15 protein-coding genes and 1 tRNA gene are annotated in these 15002 nt (G+C 65.8%); 9 read left to right on the forward strand and 7 right to left on the reverse strand.

All coding sequences use genetic code 11. The annotated features are described in order from the left end of the window. Positions 1-1041, reverse strand: a 1041-nt coding sequence (locus NLR35_RS15910; RefSeq protein WP_257167484.1) for a sorbosone dehydrogenase family protein, incomplete at its 3' end; no start/stop codon positions are given. A 380-nt stretch (positions 1042-1421) separates the two neighbouring features. Between NLR35_RS15910 and NLR35_RS15915 the strand changes: the two genes are divergently transcribed. From NLR35_RS15915 to NLR35_RS15925, 3 genes are all read left to right on the forward strand, one after another. After that, on the forward strand, positions 1422-2768 hold the full coding sequence (locus NLR35_RS15915) for an amidase (protein ID WP_257167485.1): 1347 nt from the start codon (positions 1422-1424) through the stop codon (positions 2766-2768). 89 nt (positions 2769-2857) lie between these two features. Beyond that, positions 2858-4162: a nicotinate phosphoribosyltransferase gene (gene pncB / locus NLR35_RS15920; protein ID WP_257167486.1), complete on the forward strand. Its 1305-nt coding sequence runs from the start codon at positions 2858-2860 to the stop codon at positions 4160-4162. Between the two features lie 104 nt (positions 4163-4266). Beyond that, positions 4267-5715 carry a caspase family protein gene (locus NLR35_RS15925; protein WP_257167487.1) on the forward strand — a complete coding sequence of 483 codons (1449 nt, stop codon included), beginning with the start codon at positions 4267-4269 and terminating at the stop codon, positions 5713-5715. 88 nt (positions 5716-5803) lie between these two features. Here NLR35_RS15925 and NLR35_RS15930 read toward each other — a convergent pair. Further along, positions 5804-5878, reverse strand: a tRNA-Gly gene (locus NLR35_RS15930). A gap of 289 nt (positions 5879-6167) precedes the next feature. Between NLR35_RS15930 and trxA the strand changes: the two genes are divergently transcribed. Together trxA and NLR35_RS15940 are read left to right on the forward strand one after the other, a co-directional pair. After that, the gene (gene trxA / locus NLR35_RS15935) at positions 6168-7088 is read left to right on the forward strand and encodes a thioredoxin (RefSeq protein WP_257167488.1); all 921 of its coding nucleotides are present in this window, start codon (positions 6168-6170) and stop codon (positions 7086-7088) included. A 47-nt stretch (positions 7089-7135) separates the two neighbouring features. Further along, positions 7136-7810 carry an LON peptidase substrate-binding domain-containing protein gene (locus tag NLR35_RS15940; RefSeq protein ID WP_006613410.1) on the forward strand — a complete coding sequence of 225 codons (675 nt, stop codon included), beginning with the start codon at positions 7136-7138 and terminating at the stop codon, positions 7808-7810. Here the strand turns inward: NLR35_RS15940 and NLR35_RS15945 are convergent, their stop codons facing one another. The 3 genes from NLR35_RS15945 to NLR35_RS15955 form a co-directional block, all read right to left on the reverse strand. After that, positions 7811-8641, reverse strand: a complete 831-nt coding sequence (locus tag NLR35_RS15945) for an FTR1 family protein (protein WP_257167489.1) — start codon at positions 8639-8641, stop codon at positions 7811-7813. An 11-nt stretch (positions 8642-8652) separates the two neighbouring features. Next, positions 8653-8949, reverse strand: a complete 297-nt coding sequence (locus NLR35_RS15950) for a cupredoxin domain-containing protein (protein WP_257167490.1) — start codon at positions 8947-8949, stop codon at positions 8653-8655. A gap of 337 nt (positions 8950-9286) precedes the next feature. Continuing rightward, positions 9287-9637, reverse strand: a complete 351-nt coding sequence (locus tag NLR35_RS15955) for a hypothetical protein (RefSeq protein ID WP_257167491.1) — start codon at positions 9635-9637, stop codon at positions 9287-9289. Positions 9638-9727: 90 nt separating this feature from the next. Between NLR35_RS15955 and NLR35_RS15960 the strand changes: the two genes are divergently transcribed. Genes NLR35_RS15960 through NLR35_RS15970 form a run of 3 tightly spaced genes read left to right on the forward strand, consistent with a single transcriptional unit; the run spans position 9728 to position 11450 of the window. Then, positions 9728-10270 (forward strand): TetR/AcrR family transcriptional regulator, encoded by a 543-nt coding sequence (locus NLR35_RS15960; RefSeq protein ID WP_257167492.1) that lies wholly within the window; start codon positions 9728-9730, stop codon positions 10268-10270. A 55-nt stretch (positions 10271-10325) separates the two neighbouring features. Then, positions 10326-10523, forward strand: coding sequence for a Trm112 family protein (locus NLR35_RS15965; RefSeq protein ID WP_006613415.1), 198 nt, complete (start codon positions 10326-10328; stop codon positions 10521-10523). Between the two features lie 3 nt (positions 10524-10526). Next, positions 10527-11450, forward strand: coding sequence for an alpha/beta hydrolase (locus NLR35_RS15970; RefSeq protein WP_257167493.1), 924 nt, complete (start codon positions 10527-10529; stop codon positions 11448-11450). A 121-nt stretch (positions 11451-11571) separates the two neighbouring features. Here the strand turns inward: NLR35_RS15970 and NLR35_RS15975 are convergent, their stop codons facing one another. Then, the gene (locus tag NLR35_RS15975; RefSeq protein WP_257167494.1) at positions 11572-12792 is read right to left on the reverse strand and encodes a ubiquinone biosynthesis hydroxylase; all 1221 of its coding nucleotides are present in this window, start codon (positions 12790-12792) and stop codon (positions 11572-11574) included. Positions 12793-12965: 173 nt separating this feature from the next. Here NLR35_RS15975 and tesB point away from each other — a divergent pair, with 173 nt between their 5' ends. Further along, positions 12966-13841 (forward strand): acyl-CoA thioesterase II, encoded by an 876-nt coding sequence (gene tesB, locus NLR35_RS15980; protein WP_257167496.1) that lies wholly within the window; start codon positions 12966-12968, stop codon positions 13839-13841. A gap of 83 nt (positions 13842-13924) precedes the next feature. Here the strand turns inward: tesB and NLR35_RS15985 are convergent, their stop codons facing one another. Then, positions 13925-14800 carry a DUF4339 domain-containing protein gene (locus NLR35_RS15985; protein ID WP_257167497.1) on the reverse strand — a complete coding sequence of 292 codons (876 nt, stop codon included), beginning with the start codon at positions 14798-14800 and terminating at the stop codon, positions 13925-13927. Positions 14801-15002 lie beyond the last annotated feature (202 nt).

Raw genomic sequence — 15002 nt, forward strand, 5'->3', positions numbered from 1 at the left:
CAGGATGTTGTTCTTGTACTCGGCGGGGAACTGGTCACCGGTGTAGAACTTCATGCCGAGCGGCGCGACGTGGGCGCCGAGATTCAGCACCGGCGGCGTGAACTCCGAGCATTTGTGGCCCATCGCGAATTTCGGATCCGGCATGTCACCCTGGTGACAATAGGGATAGCCGAAATGCTCGCCCAACTTGGAGATCATGTTGAGCTTGTCGCTCGGCAGATCGTCGCTGACCCAGTCGCGCGCGTTCTCGGTGAACCAGTATTTGCCGGTGCGCGGATCGACGTCGCCGCCGACGCTGTTGCGGACGCCGAGCGCGTAGATCTCGGCATTGCCGGTGCGCGGATCGACGCGGCGGATCTGCGAGACAGAGGTCGGCGGAATGCCGATGTTGAAGGGCGGGCCGAACGGCAGATAGAACCAGCCCTCCTTGTCGACCGCGATGTACTTCCAGCCATGCGCGGCGTAGGACGGCATGTCGTCATAGACGACCTTGCCCTGGCCGAGATTGTCGACATTGGCCTCGGCGTTCTCATACTTGATCAGCTTGTCGACCGCGATCACGTAGAGATTGCCGTCCTGGAAGGCGAGCCCCGTGGGCATGTTCAGGCCCTTGAGGACCGTCTTGACCTCGCGCTTGCCGCCCTTGTCGGTGATCGCATAGACGTTGCCGAGACCGAACGAGCCGACGAACAGCGTGCCCTTGTCGCCCCAGGCCATCTGGCGCGCGGCGAGCACACCCGAGGCCCAGACCTCCATCTTGAAGCCGTCCGGCAGCTTCACCTGCTTGACGATCTTGGCGAGCTCGGCGTCCGATGCACCGGTCGGCGGACCGGACGGCGGCGCGAGGCCCTTCTGCGCCTCGGTCTCGTCGCCGAGGAACCAGTCGTCCGGCGGATGCGTCCAGAATTCCTTGGTGCCGGATTCGTATTTCTTCAGGCCTTTGCCGGAATCGGATTGCTGCTGCGCGCCGGCCATGCTGGTGCCGGCGAGAAGACTGATTGTTGCAAGCGCAAGAATGCTTCGGTGAAAAGCCGATATCATCGCTTCACTCCCATGAGGCAGCGCGTTGGGCTGCGTCTATTATCGGAACGTATTTGGATACGCTCTTTGGTCGCCACATCAGTAGTCGACTCGAAAATGGTAGCACATCCTGAGCGGGTGAGAAGCGGATTGCGACGAAGTTTGCGCGCCGCTCATACCCCGCCTCTGCACTCATCGCATGCCATGTGCTCATTCGATGAGCGCGCTTTTGCAACGCATCGATCGGGAGCGTCGCCGCGGCAAGAACGGCCATGCGCTGTATTCATACGCACTGATCGCCACCGCGATTGGCGCCTGCATCGGCAATCGCTAGGGTGCGGCAGCACGAACGGGCGCGGGCCGTGCTGAAACTCCGAGACCCTCGCCCAACAGGATGTCCGATGTCGCAACCGTCAGAGCTTCAGACACCGAAGGCCGGTGCAGGCGTTCTCGAGCTGCTGCGCCAGTTCGCCAGCGATCCCGCCGCCGCATCCGCCTATGGTGAAGATTGTTTGAAGCGGACGCAGAGAATCGAGCCGCGGTTGAAGGCGTTCGAATATCTGCCGCGGGACGTCACCGCGAAGACCGGTCCGCTCGGCGGAATTCCCGTCGCCATCAAGGACATCATCGCGACGTCGGATATGCCGACCACCAACGGCTCGGCGATCTACCGCGACCATGTGCCGGCGGCCGATGCCTGGGTGGTCGCGCGGCTGCGCGACCTCGGCGCGACCATCTTCGGCAAGACGGTCTCGACCGAATTCGCGTGGCGCCATCCGGGGCCGACGGTCAATCCCTGGAACCCCGCCCACTCTCCGGGCGGCTCGTCATCGGGCTCGGCCGCGGCCGTCGCCGCCGGGCTCGTGCCTCTGGCGCTGGGCACGCAGACATTGGGCTCCGTGATCCGGCCTGCCGCCTTCAACGGCGTTGTCGGCTTCAAGCCGAGCTTCGGCGCGATCCCGCGCACGGGCGTGCATCCGCTCAGCCCGTCACTCGACCATGTCGGCTTCTTCGCACGACGCGTCGATGATGTGGCCTTCGCGTTGTCGCTGCTGGCCGGCACCAGCGCGGATGACCTTCACGGCCGCCCGCTGCCGGCGTTCACGGTCGACGGCGCGCACGGTCTCACGCCGCTCGCCAAGCCGCGGCTCGCGGTGGCGCGCTTTGCCAAATGGGAGCGGGCCGAGCCTGAGCAGAAGGCGGTGTTCGATCGCATGATCGACAGGCTGCGCAGCGCCGGCGCCGTGGTCGAGGAGGTCGCGTTCGCCGAGCTCGACGCCGCCAATTGGGATGCCATCAACACCATCATGCTCAGCGAGGCGACGACGATCTTCTCCGGTCTGATCGCGCGCTATCCCGACCGCGTCAGCGACGTGATGAAGCAGCACGTCGAGAGCGGCCGCACCAAGACCGCCATGGACTATCTCGCCGCCAAGGCCGCGCAGGCCGAGCGGCAAAAAGCGCTGGCCGCCGAGCTAGACGGCTTCGACGCCGTGCTCACTCTGCCGGCGTTCGGCGAAGCGCCGCGCGGCCTCGATTGGACGGGAGACGCCGAATATTGCGCGCCCTGGACTTTCGTCGGCGCGCCGGCCGTCGCGCTGCCGGCAGGCTTCGGCAAAAATGGCCTGCCGCTCGGCATCCAGGTCGCCGGCCTTTATCGCAACGATCTCCAAACCCTGCGCGTCGCGAAATGGGTCGAGACCATCCTGGCCTTCGATCCCGGCGTGCCGGCGCTCGCCCGTCCCTAGCGCGCCGGCGCCGCACGGCACTCCGTCACCACCGCCATCTGCGCCAAAGCCCAGTGGCGGGTTTCCAACCAGCGCTGTAGAACCTTCGCATGACCGTCACAGACATCGCGAGCAGAACCTATAATCACGGCTGGCGCCTCGACCCGATCGTGCGCAGCCTGCTCGATACCGATTTCTACAAGCTGTTGATGCTGCAAATGATTCGGGAGTTCTATCCGAATCAGCAGGTGACCTTCTCGGTCATCAACCGCACTAAGCGCGTGCGCCTGGCCGACGTCATCGACGAAGGCGAGCTGCGCGCCCAGCTCGATCATGCCCGCACCATCCGCTTCACCAAGAAGGAGCTGATCTGGCTGGCCGGCAATACCTTCTACGGCAAGACCCACATGTTCTCGCCGGACTTCATGAACTGGCTCGCCAATTTCCGGCTGCCCGAATACGAGCTGCACAAGGCCGACGGCCAGTACGAGCTGCATTTCCACGGGCCATGGACCCATACCACGATGTGGGAGATCCCGGCGCTCGCCATCGTCAACGAGCTGCGCTCGCGCCAGGCCATGAAGGGCCAGGGCCGCTTCGCGCTCGACGTGCTGTTCGCCCGCGCCAAGGCCAAGCTATGGGCCAAGGTCGAGCGGCTGCGCAAGCTGGAGGGGTTGCGGCTATCGGATTTCGGCACGCGGCGTCGCCATGGCTTCCTGTGGCAGCGGTGGTGCGTCGAGGCCGTGAAGGAAGGGCTGGGATCCTCGTTCACCGGCACGTCGAATGTGCTGCTGGCGATGGACAACGATCTCGAGGCCATCGGCACCAATGCGCATGAGCTGCCGATGGTCGCCGCCGCACTGGCCAAGGATGACGACGAGCTGCGCTTTGCGCCCTACCGCATTCTCGACCAGTGGCGGCAGACCTATGCCGGCAACCTCTTGATCGCCCTGCCCGACGCGTTCGGCACCAAGGCGTTCCTGCGGGATGCGCCGGACTGGGTCGCCGACTGGACCGGCTTCCGCCCCGACAGTGCCCCGCCGATCCAGGCCGGCGAGGAGATCATGGCCTGGTGGAAATCCAAGGGACGCGACCCCCGGCAGAAGCTGCTGGTGTTCTCCGACGCGATGGATGTCGAATCGATCGAGCAGATCCACCACCGGTTCTCCGATCAGGTCCGGCTGTCGTTCGGCTGGGGCACCAACCTGACCAACGATTTCGTTGGCTGCTCGCCGGACGGCTCGGTCGATCTCGATCCGATCTCGCTGGTCTGCAAGGTGACCTCGGTCGACGGCCACCCCGCGGTCAAGCTGTCCGACAATCCGGAGAAGGCGACCGGCGACCCCGCCGAGATCGCGCGTTATCTGCGCGTGTTCGGCGATGCCGGCCGGGTTCGGACGCCGGTGGTCGTCTAGCCTGGCCATTTCGTTCTCCCGCTGAAATTCTTGTTCCGGTTTTGTTCGAGTTGCGGTAAAATCATCGCGCGAACGTGCAAACCGTGGGGCAGGAGAACGTGGGCATGCGTCGGGTGATCGCCCAAATCGGCAAAGTCGGCTGCAAAGTCGGGCAGCTATTGTCCGCGCCCCTCCTGGTCATCGTCGCCATCCTGGCCTTCACGGGACCCGCAGCCGCCGACAAGCGCGTGGCGCTGGTGATCGGCAACTCCATCCATGAACATGCGCCGCTGCTGGACGAGCCTGCCTCCGATGCGCGGCTGCTGGCCGCCAAACTCACCCAGCTCGGCTTCATCCTGAGCGGCGGCGTCGCGCAGATCGACCTCGACAAGAAGGGCTTCGATCGCGCGCTCGCGGAGTTCAAGGGCCGCATCGCCGATGCCGACCTCGCCCTGATCTACTATGCGGGCTATGGGCTCAATCTGAACGGCACCAATTATCTCGTGCCGGTCGACGCGGCGCCGACAACGGCGGCGGACCTCGAACGCGAGCTGCGCGACTTGAACGCGGTGCTGCGCGAACTCGAGGGATCAAACCGGCGGCAGAACGTGGTGATCCTCGACGCCTTCCGCGCCAACCCGTTCGAGCCGCGCGGTATCACAGGCCTCACCGCCGGGCTGTCCCCGGCGCGCGTCCCCCCACGCACGCTGATCTCCTTCGCCGCTCAGCCCGGGACGGTCGGGCAGCGCGGTCCCGACGGACACGGCGTCTTTGCAGCAGCGCTCGCCCAGGCGCTGCAGCAGCAGGATCGGCGGCTGGTCGAGGTCTTCGGCCAAACCGCGCAATCTGTCGAGCGCCTCACCAATGGCGCCCAGCAGCCGTTCGTGATGTTCACCCAGATCGATGGCGGCGCTCAGACTGACGCTGCGGCACAGCGGCCTGCACAGCCGGCGGCCCCGACCGCCAGCCAGACCACGGCTTCCCCTGCGAGCCCGGCAGCAGCGACTGCCGCCCAGGACGCACGGACCCCCGGCCTTGCGGTCCTCTACGACGAGGATGTCTCGGATCCGAAGGGCAAGCGCTATTCCGGCTCGGTGGCGTGGCGGCTCGAAACCGTCAAGACGGCGGGGCGGCCCGTGCCGGTGATCCGGGCCGAGATCGACATTCCCGATCGCAAGCTGAGGATGAGTCTCCAGCTGCGCCGCAACGACGATCCGAGCCTGCCGGCCAGCCATGTCGCCGAACTCACATTCAGTCCCGGGGCCGATTTCGTCGGGACCGCCATCAGCAATGTGCCGGGAATCCTGATGAAGACGGAGGAGAATGCGCGCGGCACGCCCCTGGCAGGGCTCGCCGTCAAGATCACGGAAGGCTCTTTCCTGGTCGGCTTCTCCAACGTCGACGCCGATCGCGCGCGCAACGAGGAGCTGCTGGCGCGTCGCGAATGGTTCGACATTCCGGTCGTGTACGCAAATCAGCGCCGCGGCATTCTCGCTCTCGGCAAGGGTCCGAGCGGTGATCGCGTGTTCGCGGATGCGTTCGCGGCCTGGAGCAAATACCAGCCGGCCAAGTAAGGAGCCCTGGAAAGGGTAACGAGCCTTGGAATAAGGTGCCTTGGAAAAGGAAAGCCGCTTCAAAAGCGGAGCCGCGGAGCGGAAGGTTTGGAGCGGGCGAAGGGGTTCGAACCCTCGACCCCGACCTTGGCAAGGTCGTGCTCTACCACTGAGCTACACCCGCATCCGTGACGCCCGGGCGCTGTGGCCGCCGGCGACGCGCAGACCTATGCCAAATGCCGCGGACGAATGCAACAGGTCTGCGACAGGTTTCGTGCCCTGATGCGCTTCAATTTTGGGTGTCGGAGGCGGCCAAACCGGTCCGAATCGGCCGAATGGCGAGCAGTCGCCTAAACGGATTGAAATTTCCGTGGTCGCCGCCACTTAAAGTGACGGAAACCGTGTATTGAGGCGCAGCGGCGGCTGGTTCCCGGCCCGCTGTCCATCCCAGTATTTTTCTGACGAGGACCCCCGTGACCATTGTTGAGCAGGGCAACGGAGCGGCGCCGCAGGTGCCGGATCTGATCAAGGACACCACGACGCAGACCTTCGTGAAGGACGTGATCGAGGAATCGAAGCGCCAGCCGGTTCTCATCGACTTCTGGGCACCGTGGTGCGGCCCATGCAAGCAATTGACCCCCATCCTCGAGAAGGCCGTCCAGGCCGCCAAGGGCAAGGTCAAGCTGGTCAAGATGAACATCGACGAGCATCCGGCCATCCCCGGCCAGATGGGCATCCAGTCGATTCCGGCCGTGATCGCCTTCGTCGGCGGACGGCCCGCGGACGGTTTCATGGGAGCCGTGCCGGAGAGCCAAGTCAGCGCCTTCATCGAGAAGATCACCAAGGGCGTTCCCGGCATCGGCGAGCCCGACATTGCCGAGATCCTCAAGGAGGCCGAGGCGGTGCTGGCGGAGGGCGACCCTGCCGGCGCGGCCCAGATCTACGCCGAGGTCTTGTCGATCGACGCCGCCAACATCCCGGCGCTCGCAGGGCTCGCCAAATGCTACGTCGAAACCGGCGCGATCGAGCAGGCCAAGGAGACGCTGGCGCAGATTCCCGAAGCCAAGCGCAACGAGTCGGCCGTGACCGCGGTTCAGGCTGCGATCGATCTCGCCGAGCAGGCGCAGTCGCTTGGCCCGATTGGAGAACTCGAACAGACCGTCGCCGCCAATCCACTCGACCACCAGGCGCGTTTCGATCTGGCAATCGCGCTCAACGCCGCGGGCAAGCGGAAGGAAGCCACCGACCACCTGCTCGAGATCGTGAAGCGCGATCGCAAATGGAACGAGGACGGCGCGCGCAAGCAGCTCGTGCAGTTCTTCGAAGCCTGGGGCGGCGCTGACGAAGCCACCGTCGAAGGCCGCAAGCGGCTCTCGACGATCCTGTTTTCGTAACCGCAGCCGGGCACAGCACGGGCGCTTCAGCGGACACGAGGTATCGCATGCCGATCAATGCCGAATATCGCGGTCCTGCCGACCTGCCGGAGATCATCCCGGTGTTCCCGCTGGCGGGGGCGCTGCTGCTTCCGCGCGGCCAAATGCCGCTCAACATCTTCGAGCCGCGCTATCTCGCGATGGTCGACGACGCCTTTCGCGACGGCCATCGGCTCATCGGCATGATCCAGCCCGATGTCACGCATTCCTCCAGCGAGGAACGCCCGGTGCTGTTCAAGGTCGGCTGCGTCGGCCGGATCACGCAGCTCGCCGAGTCCGGCGACGGCCGTTACATCCTCGAACTCACCGGCGTGTCGCGCTTCAAAGTGGCCGAGGAGATGACGGTGCTGACGCCCTATCGTCAGTGCCGGGTCGATTATTTCCCGTTCGTCGACGACTTCACCGCCCGCAAGGGCGAAGACGCGGTCGACCGCGAAGCGCTGCTCGCAGTGCTGACCGATTTCCTGAAGGCCAACAATCTCAAGGTCGACTGGGCCGGGATCGAAGCGGCTCCGAACGAGGCGCTGGTCAACGCGCTGGCGATGATGTCGCCCTACGGGCCCGCGGAAAAGCAGGCCATGCTCGAAGCGCCGGACCTGAAGACCCGGGCGGAGATCCTGGTCGCCGTCACCGAGATGGATCTCGCCAAGAAGCGGACCTCGGGCGATCCGCCACTGCAGTGATCATTCGGCGGCCACCGTGCGCCGTGGCGACGGCGCAGCGGTGAGACGCATCAGCGCGACCGTCGCAAGGATGACGCCGACATAGACCGCCAGTTGCATCGCGGTCGGCTGGTCCGTGTAGCCGACGAGCGCCTTCAGCGTCCGCCCCGCCAGGCCCTTTTCGGGCAGGACCGCGCTCGAATCCCACATCACCTGATCGAACGAGGTGAGCCAGTTGGCGCGGGCGAGGAAGAACACCGCCTGGGCGGCCATGCCGGCCGACAGCAAGGTGATCAGAACGGTCGTCGTCCGAAACAGCGCACGCGGCGGAATCCGCATCAGCCCGAGATAGGTCGCAAGACAGACGGCGACGCCGAGCAGCAGGCCGAGCATGCCGCCGCCGAGCAGCGCGCGGCCGCCGCTTTCGTCCGAGGCCGCCACGCCGTAGAGGAACAGCGCCACCTCGCTGCCTTCGCGCAGAACCGCGATGGCAATCACCGTGGCCAGAGCGACCAGCGGCTTGGCGCCTTCAGCGACCGCCTGGCCCATCGTGCGCAGCTCCGTGGCCATCTCGCGGCCGTGCCGCGCCATCCAGACATTGTGCCAGGTCAGCATGATGACGGCGGTCGACAGGATCGCCGCGTTGAACACTTCCTGCCCCATGCCTTCGAACAGTTGCGTCAGGGTGCCCGCGAACGCTGCGACCGCACAGGCCCCGATCAGACCGGCGAACAGGCCTGCGCTGATCCAGCGCAATCGATGCGGCACCGCGCTGGTAACGGCCAGAACGATGCCGACGATCAGGCCGGCCTCGAACACTTCGCGGAAGACGATGATCAGTGCAGCGAGCATGGCAGCAGGACCTATTGAACGTTGACGAAGCCGCGGGCCTTTTCGTTGAAGTCGTTGTAGAACTCGTATCGACCGGACTTCATCGCCCGGACATTGAGAACGGCCTCGCTGTTTGCCGCGATCACCTTCTCGATCTTCAGCGTCTCGCTCTCGAACTCGATCGCCTTGCCTTCCATGTTCTTGACCCGGATGGTCAGCGGCGCGTCGGCCGGAACGGTCGGCTCCTTCGGCTCGAACTGGCCGTTCGCATAGGTAAGGCAGATCTCGTTCGGCCCCCCGGCCCGGACCTGTGTCGCCAGCAGAGCCATGCCGAGACATCCGCCTGCAACGACCAACCTTCGCACCACGTCGACCAACATCGATCAGTCCTCTCGTATTCAGCCAAGCAAATCGGAGAACTGGCACACGACCGCATCGAGGGGACGGCGCGGTACCCGTTCGCGACGGCGAACAGCTAAGCGGCCCGCCGCCGGGTCTGCAAAGAGACTCCTTCTAAGTTGGAACCATTCTTCGCGAATGTGTCGCGGCAGTGGCATCGGCGTGAGCGGAGCGCGGCCGAACTCCAACGAGCCGTGGCGGCGCGTTGCACGCCGCCGTCCCGCCAAGGTGACGGCACGATTACGCCATGAGCTGCACCTGTGTGGCCTAGTAGCCCGCGGCAGCCATCACGACCACGCCGGCGAGCATGATCCAACCGAAATGACGCGCGCGTGTCGCCCACGCATTGCCGAGCGCCGCCAAGCCGAACACACCGATCGCGGTGATGACGGTCCAATGCCGCGCCGGTTCGGAAGCCATCCATGGCACTGCGATCAGCAGGACGCCGCAGCCGATCCAGGCCACGGTGCTGGCCTGCCAGACGACCCGCAGCAACGTCCGCAGCCGCTCGGGGGTGATCGAGGCGCGCGCGAACACGACGGTCTCACCGAGAACACCGTGGATGAGCGCTACGATGATCGCGGTCACTCCGGCAGCCTGCAACAGCACGTCACGCATGATCGCCTCCATACAGTCATGTATGGAGCATGGGCCCTGAACTGGCGGCCGTCAATACACTTGTGTATGGTCCGCAGAGGGTGGCACGGCATGAACGATCAACTCTCGCAGCAGGACTGGCTGGACCAGGGGCTCAAGATCCTGGCGAGCAAGGGGTTCACGGCGCTGAAGGCGGAGCCCATGGCGAAGATCATGGGCGTCTCGCGCGGCAGCTTCTATTGGCATTTTGCCGACGTGGCCGCGTTTCACGCCGAGCTCTTGAAGCGCTGGCGCGAGATCGCGGCCGAGCAGATCATCACCGGCGTGGAGGCGAGCGCGGGCGACGAGCCCGCCATTGCCGTGCTCCTGCGCCGCACGCTGTCGGTCCGGCTGACCTTGGAGCGGGCCGTCCGCAGCTGGGCGGCGTCCAGCCCGATGGCTCGCCAGGCCGTCCAGGCGATCGACAGACGCCGGCTCGGCTACATCGAGGGCCTGCTCGCGGCGCAGGGCCTGCCGGCCGCGATCGCGCAGGCGCGCGCCCAGGTGCTCTATTGGGCCTTCCTCGGCTACGCGCTATCAGACCGGCAGCTGCCGCCCGAGCAGCAGCAGGGGGTGATCGACGAACTGATCCGGATCGCCCTGCACGAGCCTTGAGGGACGACAGCGCCATCGCGACTATGCTAGAGAGCGCCCGCCGGAGACAGATGCCATGAACGCCCCGCTCGAACGCCCCGCCAATTCCGTCGATCCCAAGCTGCTCGAGATTCTGGTCTGCCCGATGACCAAGGGTCCGCTGGAGTATGACGCCGCCAAGCAGGAGCTGGTCTCGCGCTCGGCGAAGCTCGCTTATCCGATCCGCGACGGCATACCGATCATGCTGCCCGAGGAAGCGCGGAAGATCGACTGACCGATGCGCGCCGCAACCATCCGCTGCGTGCTGGCCTTGGCCCTCCTCACCTCGGCGGCCGCCGCTGAGGAGAGCGCCATCCGCGTCGGCGCGCTCGACGCCGTTCTGACAACTCCCTCGGGCGTCGAACGTCCGCCCGTCGCGCTCCTGATCGCCGGGTCCGGGTCGACGGACCGTGACGGCAACGGGCCGCAGCTGAAGCCTGCGACCTTGAAGAAGCTCGCTGAGCAGCTCGCTGCCCGCGGCATCGCCAGCCTGCGCTATGACAAGCGCGGCGCGCGCGGCTGGAAGGCGGAGTTCGGCAAGCCTGAGGACTTCCGCTTCAAGGACTATGTCGACGACAGCGCCTCGCTGGTCGACTTCCTGCGCGGCAAGTTCGCCCGCATCGTGCTGGTCGGACACAGCGAGGGCGGCCTCGTCGCCATCCTCACCGCCCGCCGCACGCCGGTGGACCGGCTCGTCCTGCTCGCAGCGTCAGCGCGGCGGCAGGGGGACCTGCTCAAGACGCAGCTCGAGAAGAAGCTGCCGGCGGCGAAGATGGAGCCCGTCGCCAAGGCGATCGATGCGATCATGGCCGGCCAGGTGGTGGACCCGCCCCCGCCGGAGCTGCCGATCGCGCCCAGCATGCAGCCGGGAATCGGCTCCGCCTTCGCGGAGGATCCGATCGATCCGCTGAAGCAGATCGTGATCCCGATCCTGATCGTCGGCGGCGCCCGCGATTCCCAGGTCGCCCGCCTCGACATGGTCGCGCTCGCCGCCGCCGCGCCGGCCGCCAAGACACTGTGGCTGCCGGAGATGAACCACGTCCTGGTCGACGTCGCCAACGAGGACGAGAACCTGTCGACGTACAACGACCCCGATCGCCCGCTCGACCCCGACATGGTCGAGGCCGTCGCCGGCTTCATTTCGGCCGCGGGCCCGCGCTAGAGCAGTATACGTTTTGGTTCGATCGAACAGCAGCCGCGGTCTCGTTGACCTCTCCCCGACGGGGAGCCCTGAACTCGCGGTGAGCGCTTTGACTCAACAAGAAGGCATCACGCGTTAGCTTCTAAAGAGCCTCGCCTTTCAGCAGCCGCGGCATCTCGCCGGTGAGGCCGGCGGCCTGCTTGATGAACAGCTCCTTCAGCGGCGGCGCCCGGTCGACGATCCCGAGTCCGATATCGCGCACCGCGCGCAGCAGGGTCGATTTGTTGGAGAACAGGAAGTTCAACGAGTTGGTGGCGACGCCCATAGCCATCGTGTCGAAACGGCGCCAGCGCTGGTAGCTTTCGAGCACGTCGACCTGCCCCGGATCGATCCCCATCCGCGCCGCATCGACCACGACCTCGGCCAGCGCCGCGACGTCCTTCAGGCCCATATTGAGGCCCTGCCCCGCGATGGGGTGGATCACATGGGCGGCGTCGCCGACCAGCGCCAGCCGCGGCGCGATGAACGAGCGGGCGACGAAATAGGACAGCGGAAAGGCGCGGGGCTGGTCCAGCACCTTCAACTCGCCGAGATGCAGGCCGGCGCGCTTCTCCAGCTCGGCATGGAATTCATCGGCGCTGAGCTCGACCAGGCGCTTCGCCTCCCTGCGCCGCTCGGTCCACACCAGCGAGGAGCGGTTGCCGGTCAGCGGCAGGATCGCGAACGGCCCGGGCGGCAGGAAATGCTCCTCGGCCCGGCCGCCATGGTCGCGCTCATGGCCGACGGTGACGACGATGCCCGACTGGTCGTAATCCCAGCCATGGGTCTGGATACCCGCGCGCTCGCGCAGCTTGGAGCGCGCGCCGTCGGCCGCCACCAGCAGGCTGGCCTCAAGCTGGCTGCCGTCGCCCAGCGTTACCGTGACACCGTCGGCGCGGGTCGCAAAGTTGGTCACCGGCGTGGCCTTCAGCGTGACCCCAGCCGCCTCGGCATGCCGCACCAGCGCATCGATCAGATGCCGGTTCTCGACCATATGCGCGAACGGCTCGCCGGCCTCGACCTGGCCCGCGAAGGTCAGGAAGGCCGGGCGCGTCGCATCCTCGAGCTTGGAGTCGGTGATGACCATGTCGAGGATCGGCTGCGCCTCCGGCGCCACGTCGGCCCAGACGCCGATCGCGTCGAACAGCTTGCGGCAGGCCGCGACGATGGCGCTGGCGCGGGGATCGCGGCTCGGCCGGTTGGCGAGCGCGGGATCGGCGACGATCACCGGCACCTCCGGCCCGAGCCCCTGCCGGAGCGCGAGCGCCAGCGCGAGGCCGGCAAAGGCGCCGCCACAAATGACAATGCTTCGCTGTGTCGTCATGGCAGTCGTCCTGGCACTTGGCTCACGGTTGCTCTTGCGGGTGGAGTATAGCTAGGCGAAACAGGGCGGAGAACCAAGGGCTGCCACCCAAGGCCGTCATTTCCGGATGCCTGATCCCGCCGTAACGGGGCCGGCACCCGATTGGACCGCAACGCCAGCGAAAGCACCACGCCATGTCCAAGGGATTGATCGACCTGATCTCGATCCTCGACCTCGAGCCGATCGAGGTGAACCTGTTCCGCGGCAACAGCCCGAAGACGAGCTGGCAGCGCGTATTCGGCGGCCAGGTGATCGGCCAGGCGATGATGGCGGCGTGCCGCACCGTCGAGGGCCGGCTGCCGCATTCGCTGCATTGCTATTTCATCCTGCCGGGCGATCCGCAGGTGCCGATCATCTACCAAGTCGAACGGCTACGCGACGGCAAGAGCTATGCGACGCGCCGCGTCACCGCGATCCAGCACGGCAACGCGATCTTCTCGATCATGGTCTCGTTCCACTCCGACGAGGAGAGCGCGTTCAACCACCAGGACAGGATGCCGGACGTGCCGCCGCCGGAGAAGCTGACGGCCGAAGAGATCTCCAAGCAGCCGATGTTCCAGGAGGTCTTCCAGCGGATGCCGGACTTCATCCGCCGCTACTACGAATCCGATCGGCCTATCGAATTGCGTCCGGTCGAGCTCAGCCGTTACTTCGGTGAGAAGATCGAGGATGGCCGCATTCACGTCTGGATCAAGACGGCGGCGAAGCTGCCGGACGATCCGGCGCTGCACATGTGCGCGCTCGCCTATGCATCCGACTTCTCGCTGCTCGACGCGGTGATGGCGCGCTACGGCCGGACCTTGTTCGACAAGCGCATGATGCCGGCCTCGCTCGATCATGCGATGTGGTTTCACCGGCCGTTCCGCGCCGACGAATGGCTGCTTTATGCGCAGGATTCGCCGAGCGCGCAGGGCGGCCGCGGGCTGACCCGCGGCTCGATCTTCAAGCCCGACGGCACGCTGGTCGCCTCCGTCGCGCAGGAGGGATCGATCCGCGAGCGCCGGGCTTAGATCATGATGCGTTTCGACGGACACGCATCATGATCTTTTCGGAAAACCGGTCTCCGCTTTTCCGGATCGTGCTTCTGGCCTGATCACATCGGCTGCGAGCCGCGCGGCACCAGCGCGAACTGCGACACGTACCAGGCGCTGTACCAGCGCAGCAGCCACGGGATCGGGATGATGAACATGGAGGCGATCGAGAATGCGAGCGTCCGCCACAGCATCTCCAGACCGGACGCGGTGAACACGAGCTCGCGGCGCGATCCCTGGACGTTGCGGCAGATCCAGCGCATCCACGCCGTCAGCACCCAGGCCCAGCCGATGATGCTGATGCACGAGACGAGCAGGAACACGTACCAGCCGACATAAGCGAGCGGGTTGCCCTCGAAGCGCAGCGGCATCGGCTCGCCATTCGAGGTCAGCTTGGCAAAGACCCAGCGCAGCACCATCCAGCCGAGGAAGGCTGGCGCAATGGTCGAGATCAGGCTGAGGATCACGCTGTCGCTGAATCCGACATAGGTCAGCACGCCCATCGCGATGAAGACGTACCAGATGTCGAGCGGCTGGCCCGAGAAGCCCAGATTCGGCCGGCCGGGCACCTGCATCCGCTCGATGACGTAGCGGTAGAGATAGACCGCGGTCCACGGCGTCACGACGACCAGGAACTGGCCGAAGATGTACAGCACGGTCCGGCCGAAAAAGCCCCAGGTGTCGAGCTTGACCGCGAGTGCGCCGGCCGGCGCGGCGGTCCCGGTGTTGAACGCGGGCGGCGCTCCGGGCGCCAGGCTCGGCACCCCCGACATCAGGCCGGGGATCTGTCCGGCCTTCTCCCAGCCGGCCATGCCGTCGCTCCAGAGCAGCGTCTCGGCCGTGACGACACCCCTGGCGATCAGGTCGCGCAGCTCGTCTTCGGAGATCGGGCCCTGTTGTTGGCCTTGGGCTGCGTAATACCAGGAACGATTCGACATAGGCTATCCTTGAGTGGAGGAGGCAGAAAAACGTCCTCAATCTGTCGTGCGAGGTCTGATTGCGTTCAGTGATATCCGTCACTCCTTGACGTTTTCGCTTAACGCTGCGCTGATTTTGTGCCATTTGCCTATGAACAGGCCAAAACAGCCGACCCATTCGTGCCTGCAAAACAGGCCGTTCAGCTCCGAGGAAACCAAGGCC

This window comes from Bradyrhizobium sp. SRS-191 (assembly GCF_024586915.1).
GTDB lineage: Bacteria > Pseudomonadota > Alphaproteobacteria > Rhizobiales > Xanthobacteraceae > Bradyrhizobium.

What these genes read in the sequence shown, in the direction of transcription:
- NLR35_RS15915 (WP_257167485.1), top strand. Translation starts at nt 1,422, where the DNA reads ATGTCGCAACCGTCAGAGCTTCAGACACCGAAGGCCGGTGCAGGCGTT.
- pncB (WP_257167486.1), top strand. Translation starts at nt 2,858, where the DNA reads ATGACCGTCACAGACATCGCGAGCAGAACCTATAATCACGGCTGGCGC.
- NLR35_RS15925 (WP_257167487.1), top strand. Translation starts at nt 4,267, where the DNA reads ATGCGTCGGGTGATCGCCCAAATCGGCAAAGTCGGCTGCAAAGTCGGG.
- NLR35_RS15940 (WP_006613410.1), top strand. Translation starts at nt 7,136, where the DNA reads ATGCCGATCAATGCCGAATATCGCGGTCCTGCCGACCTGCCGGAGATC.
- NLR35_RS15945 (WP_257167489.1), bottom strand. Translation starts at nt 8,641, where the DNA reads ATGCTCGCTGCACTGATCATCGTCTTCCGCGAAGTGTTCGAGGCCGGC.
- NLR35_RS15950 (WP_257167490.1), bottom strand. Translation starts at nt 8,949, where the DNA reads ATGGCTCTGCTGGCGACACAGGTCCGGGCCGGGGGGCCGAACGAGATC.
- NLR35_RS15955 (WP_257167491.1), bottom strand. Translation starts at nt 9,637, where the DNA reads ATGCGTGACGTGCTGTTGCAGGCTGCCGGAGTGACCGCGATCATCGTA.
- NLR35_RS15960 (WP_257167492.1), top strand. Translation starts at nt 9,728, where the DNA reads ATGAACGATCAACTCTCGCAGCAGGACTGGCTGGACCAGGGGCTCAAG.
- NLR35_RS15965 (WP_006613415.1), top strand. Translation starts at nt 10,326, where the DNA reads ATGAACGCCCCGCTCGAACGCCCCGCCAATTCCGTCGATCCCAAGCTG.
- NLR35_RS15970 (WP_257167493.1), top strand. Translation starts at nt 10,527, where the DNA reads ATGCGCGCCGCAACCATCCGCTGCGTGCTGGCCTTGGCCCTCCTCACC.
- NLR35_RS15975 (WP_257167494.1), bottom strand. Translation starts at nt 12,792, where the DNA reads ATGACGACACAGCGAAGCATTGTCATTTGTGGCGGCGCCTTTGCCGGC.
- tesB (WP_257167496.1), top strand. Translation starts at nt 12,966, where the DNA reads ATGTCCAAGGGATTGATCGACCTGATCTCGATCCTCGACCTCGAGCCG.
- NLR35_RS15985 (WP_257167497.1), bottom strand. Translation starts at nt 14,800, where the DNA reads ATGTCGAATCGTTCCTGGTATTACGCAGCCCAAGGCCAACAACAGGGC.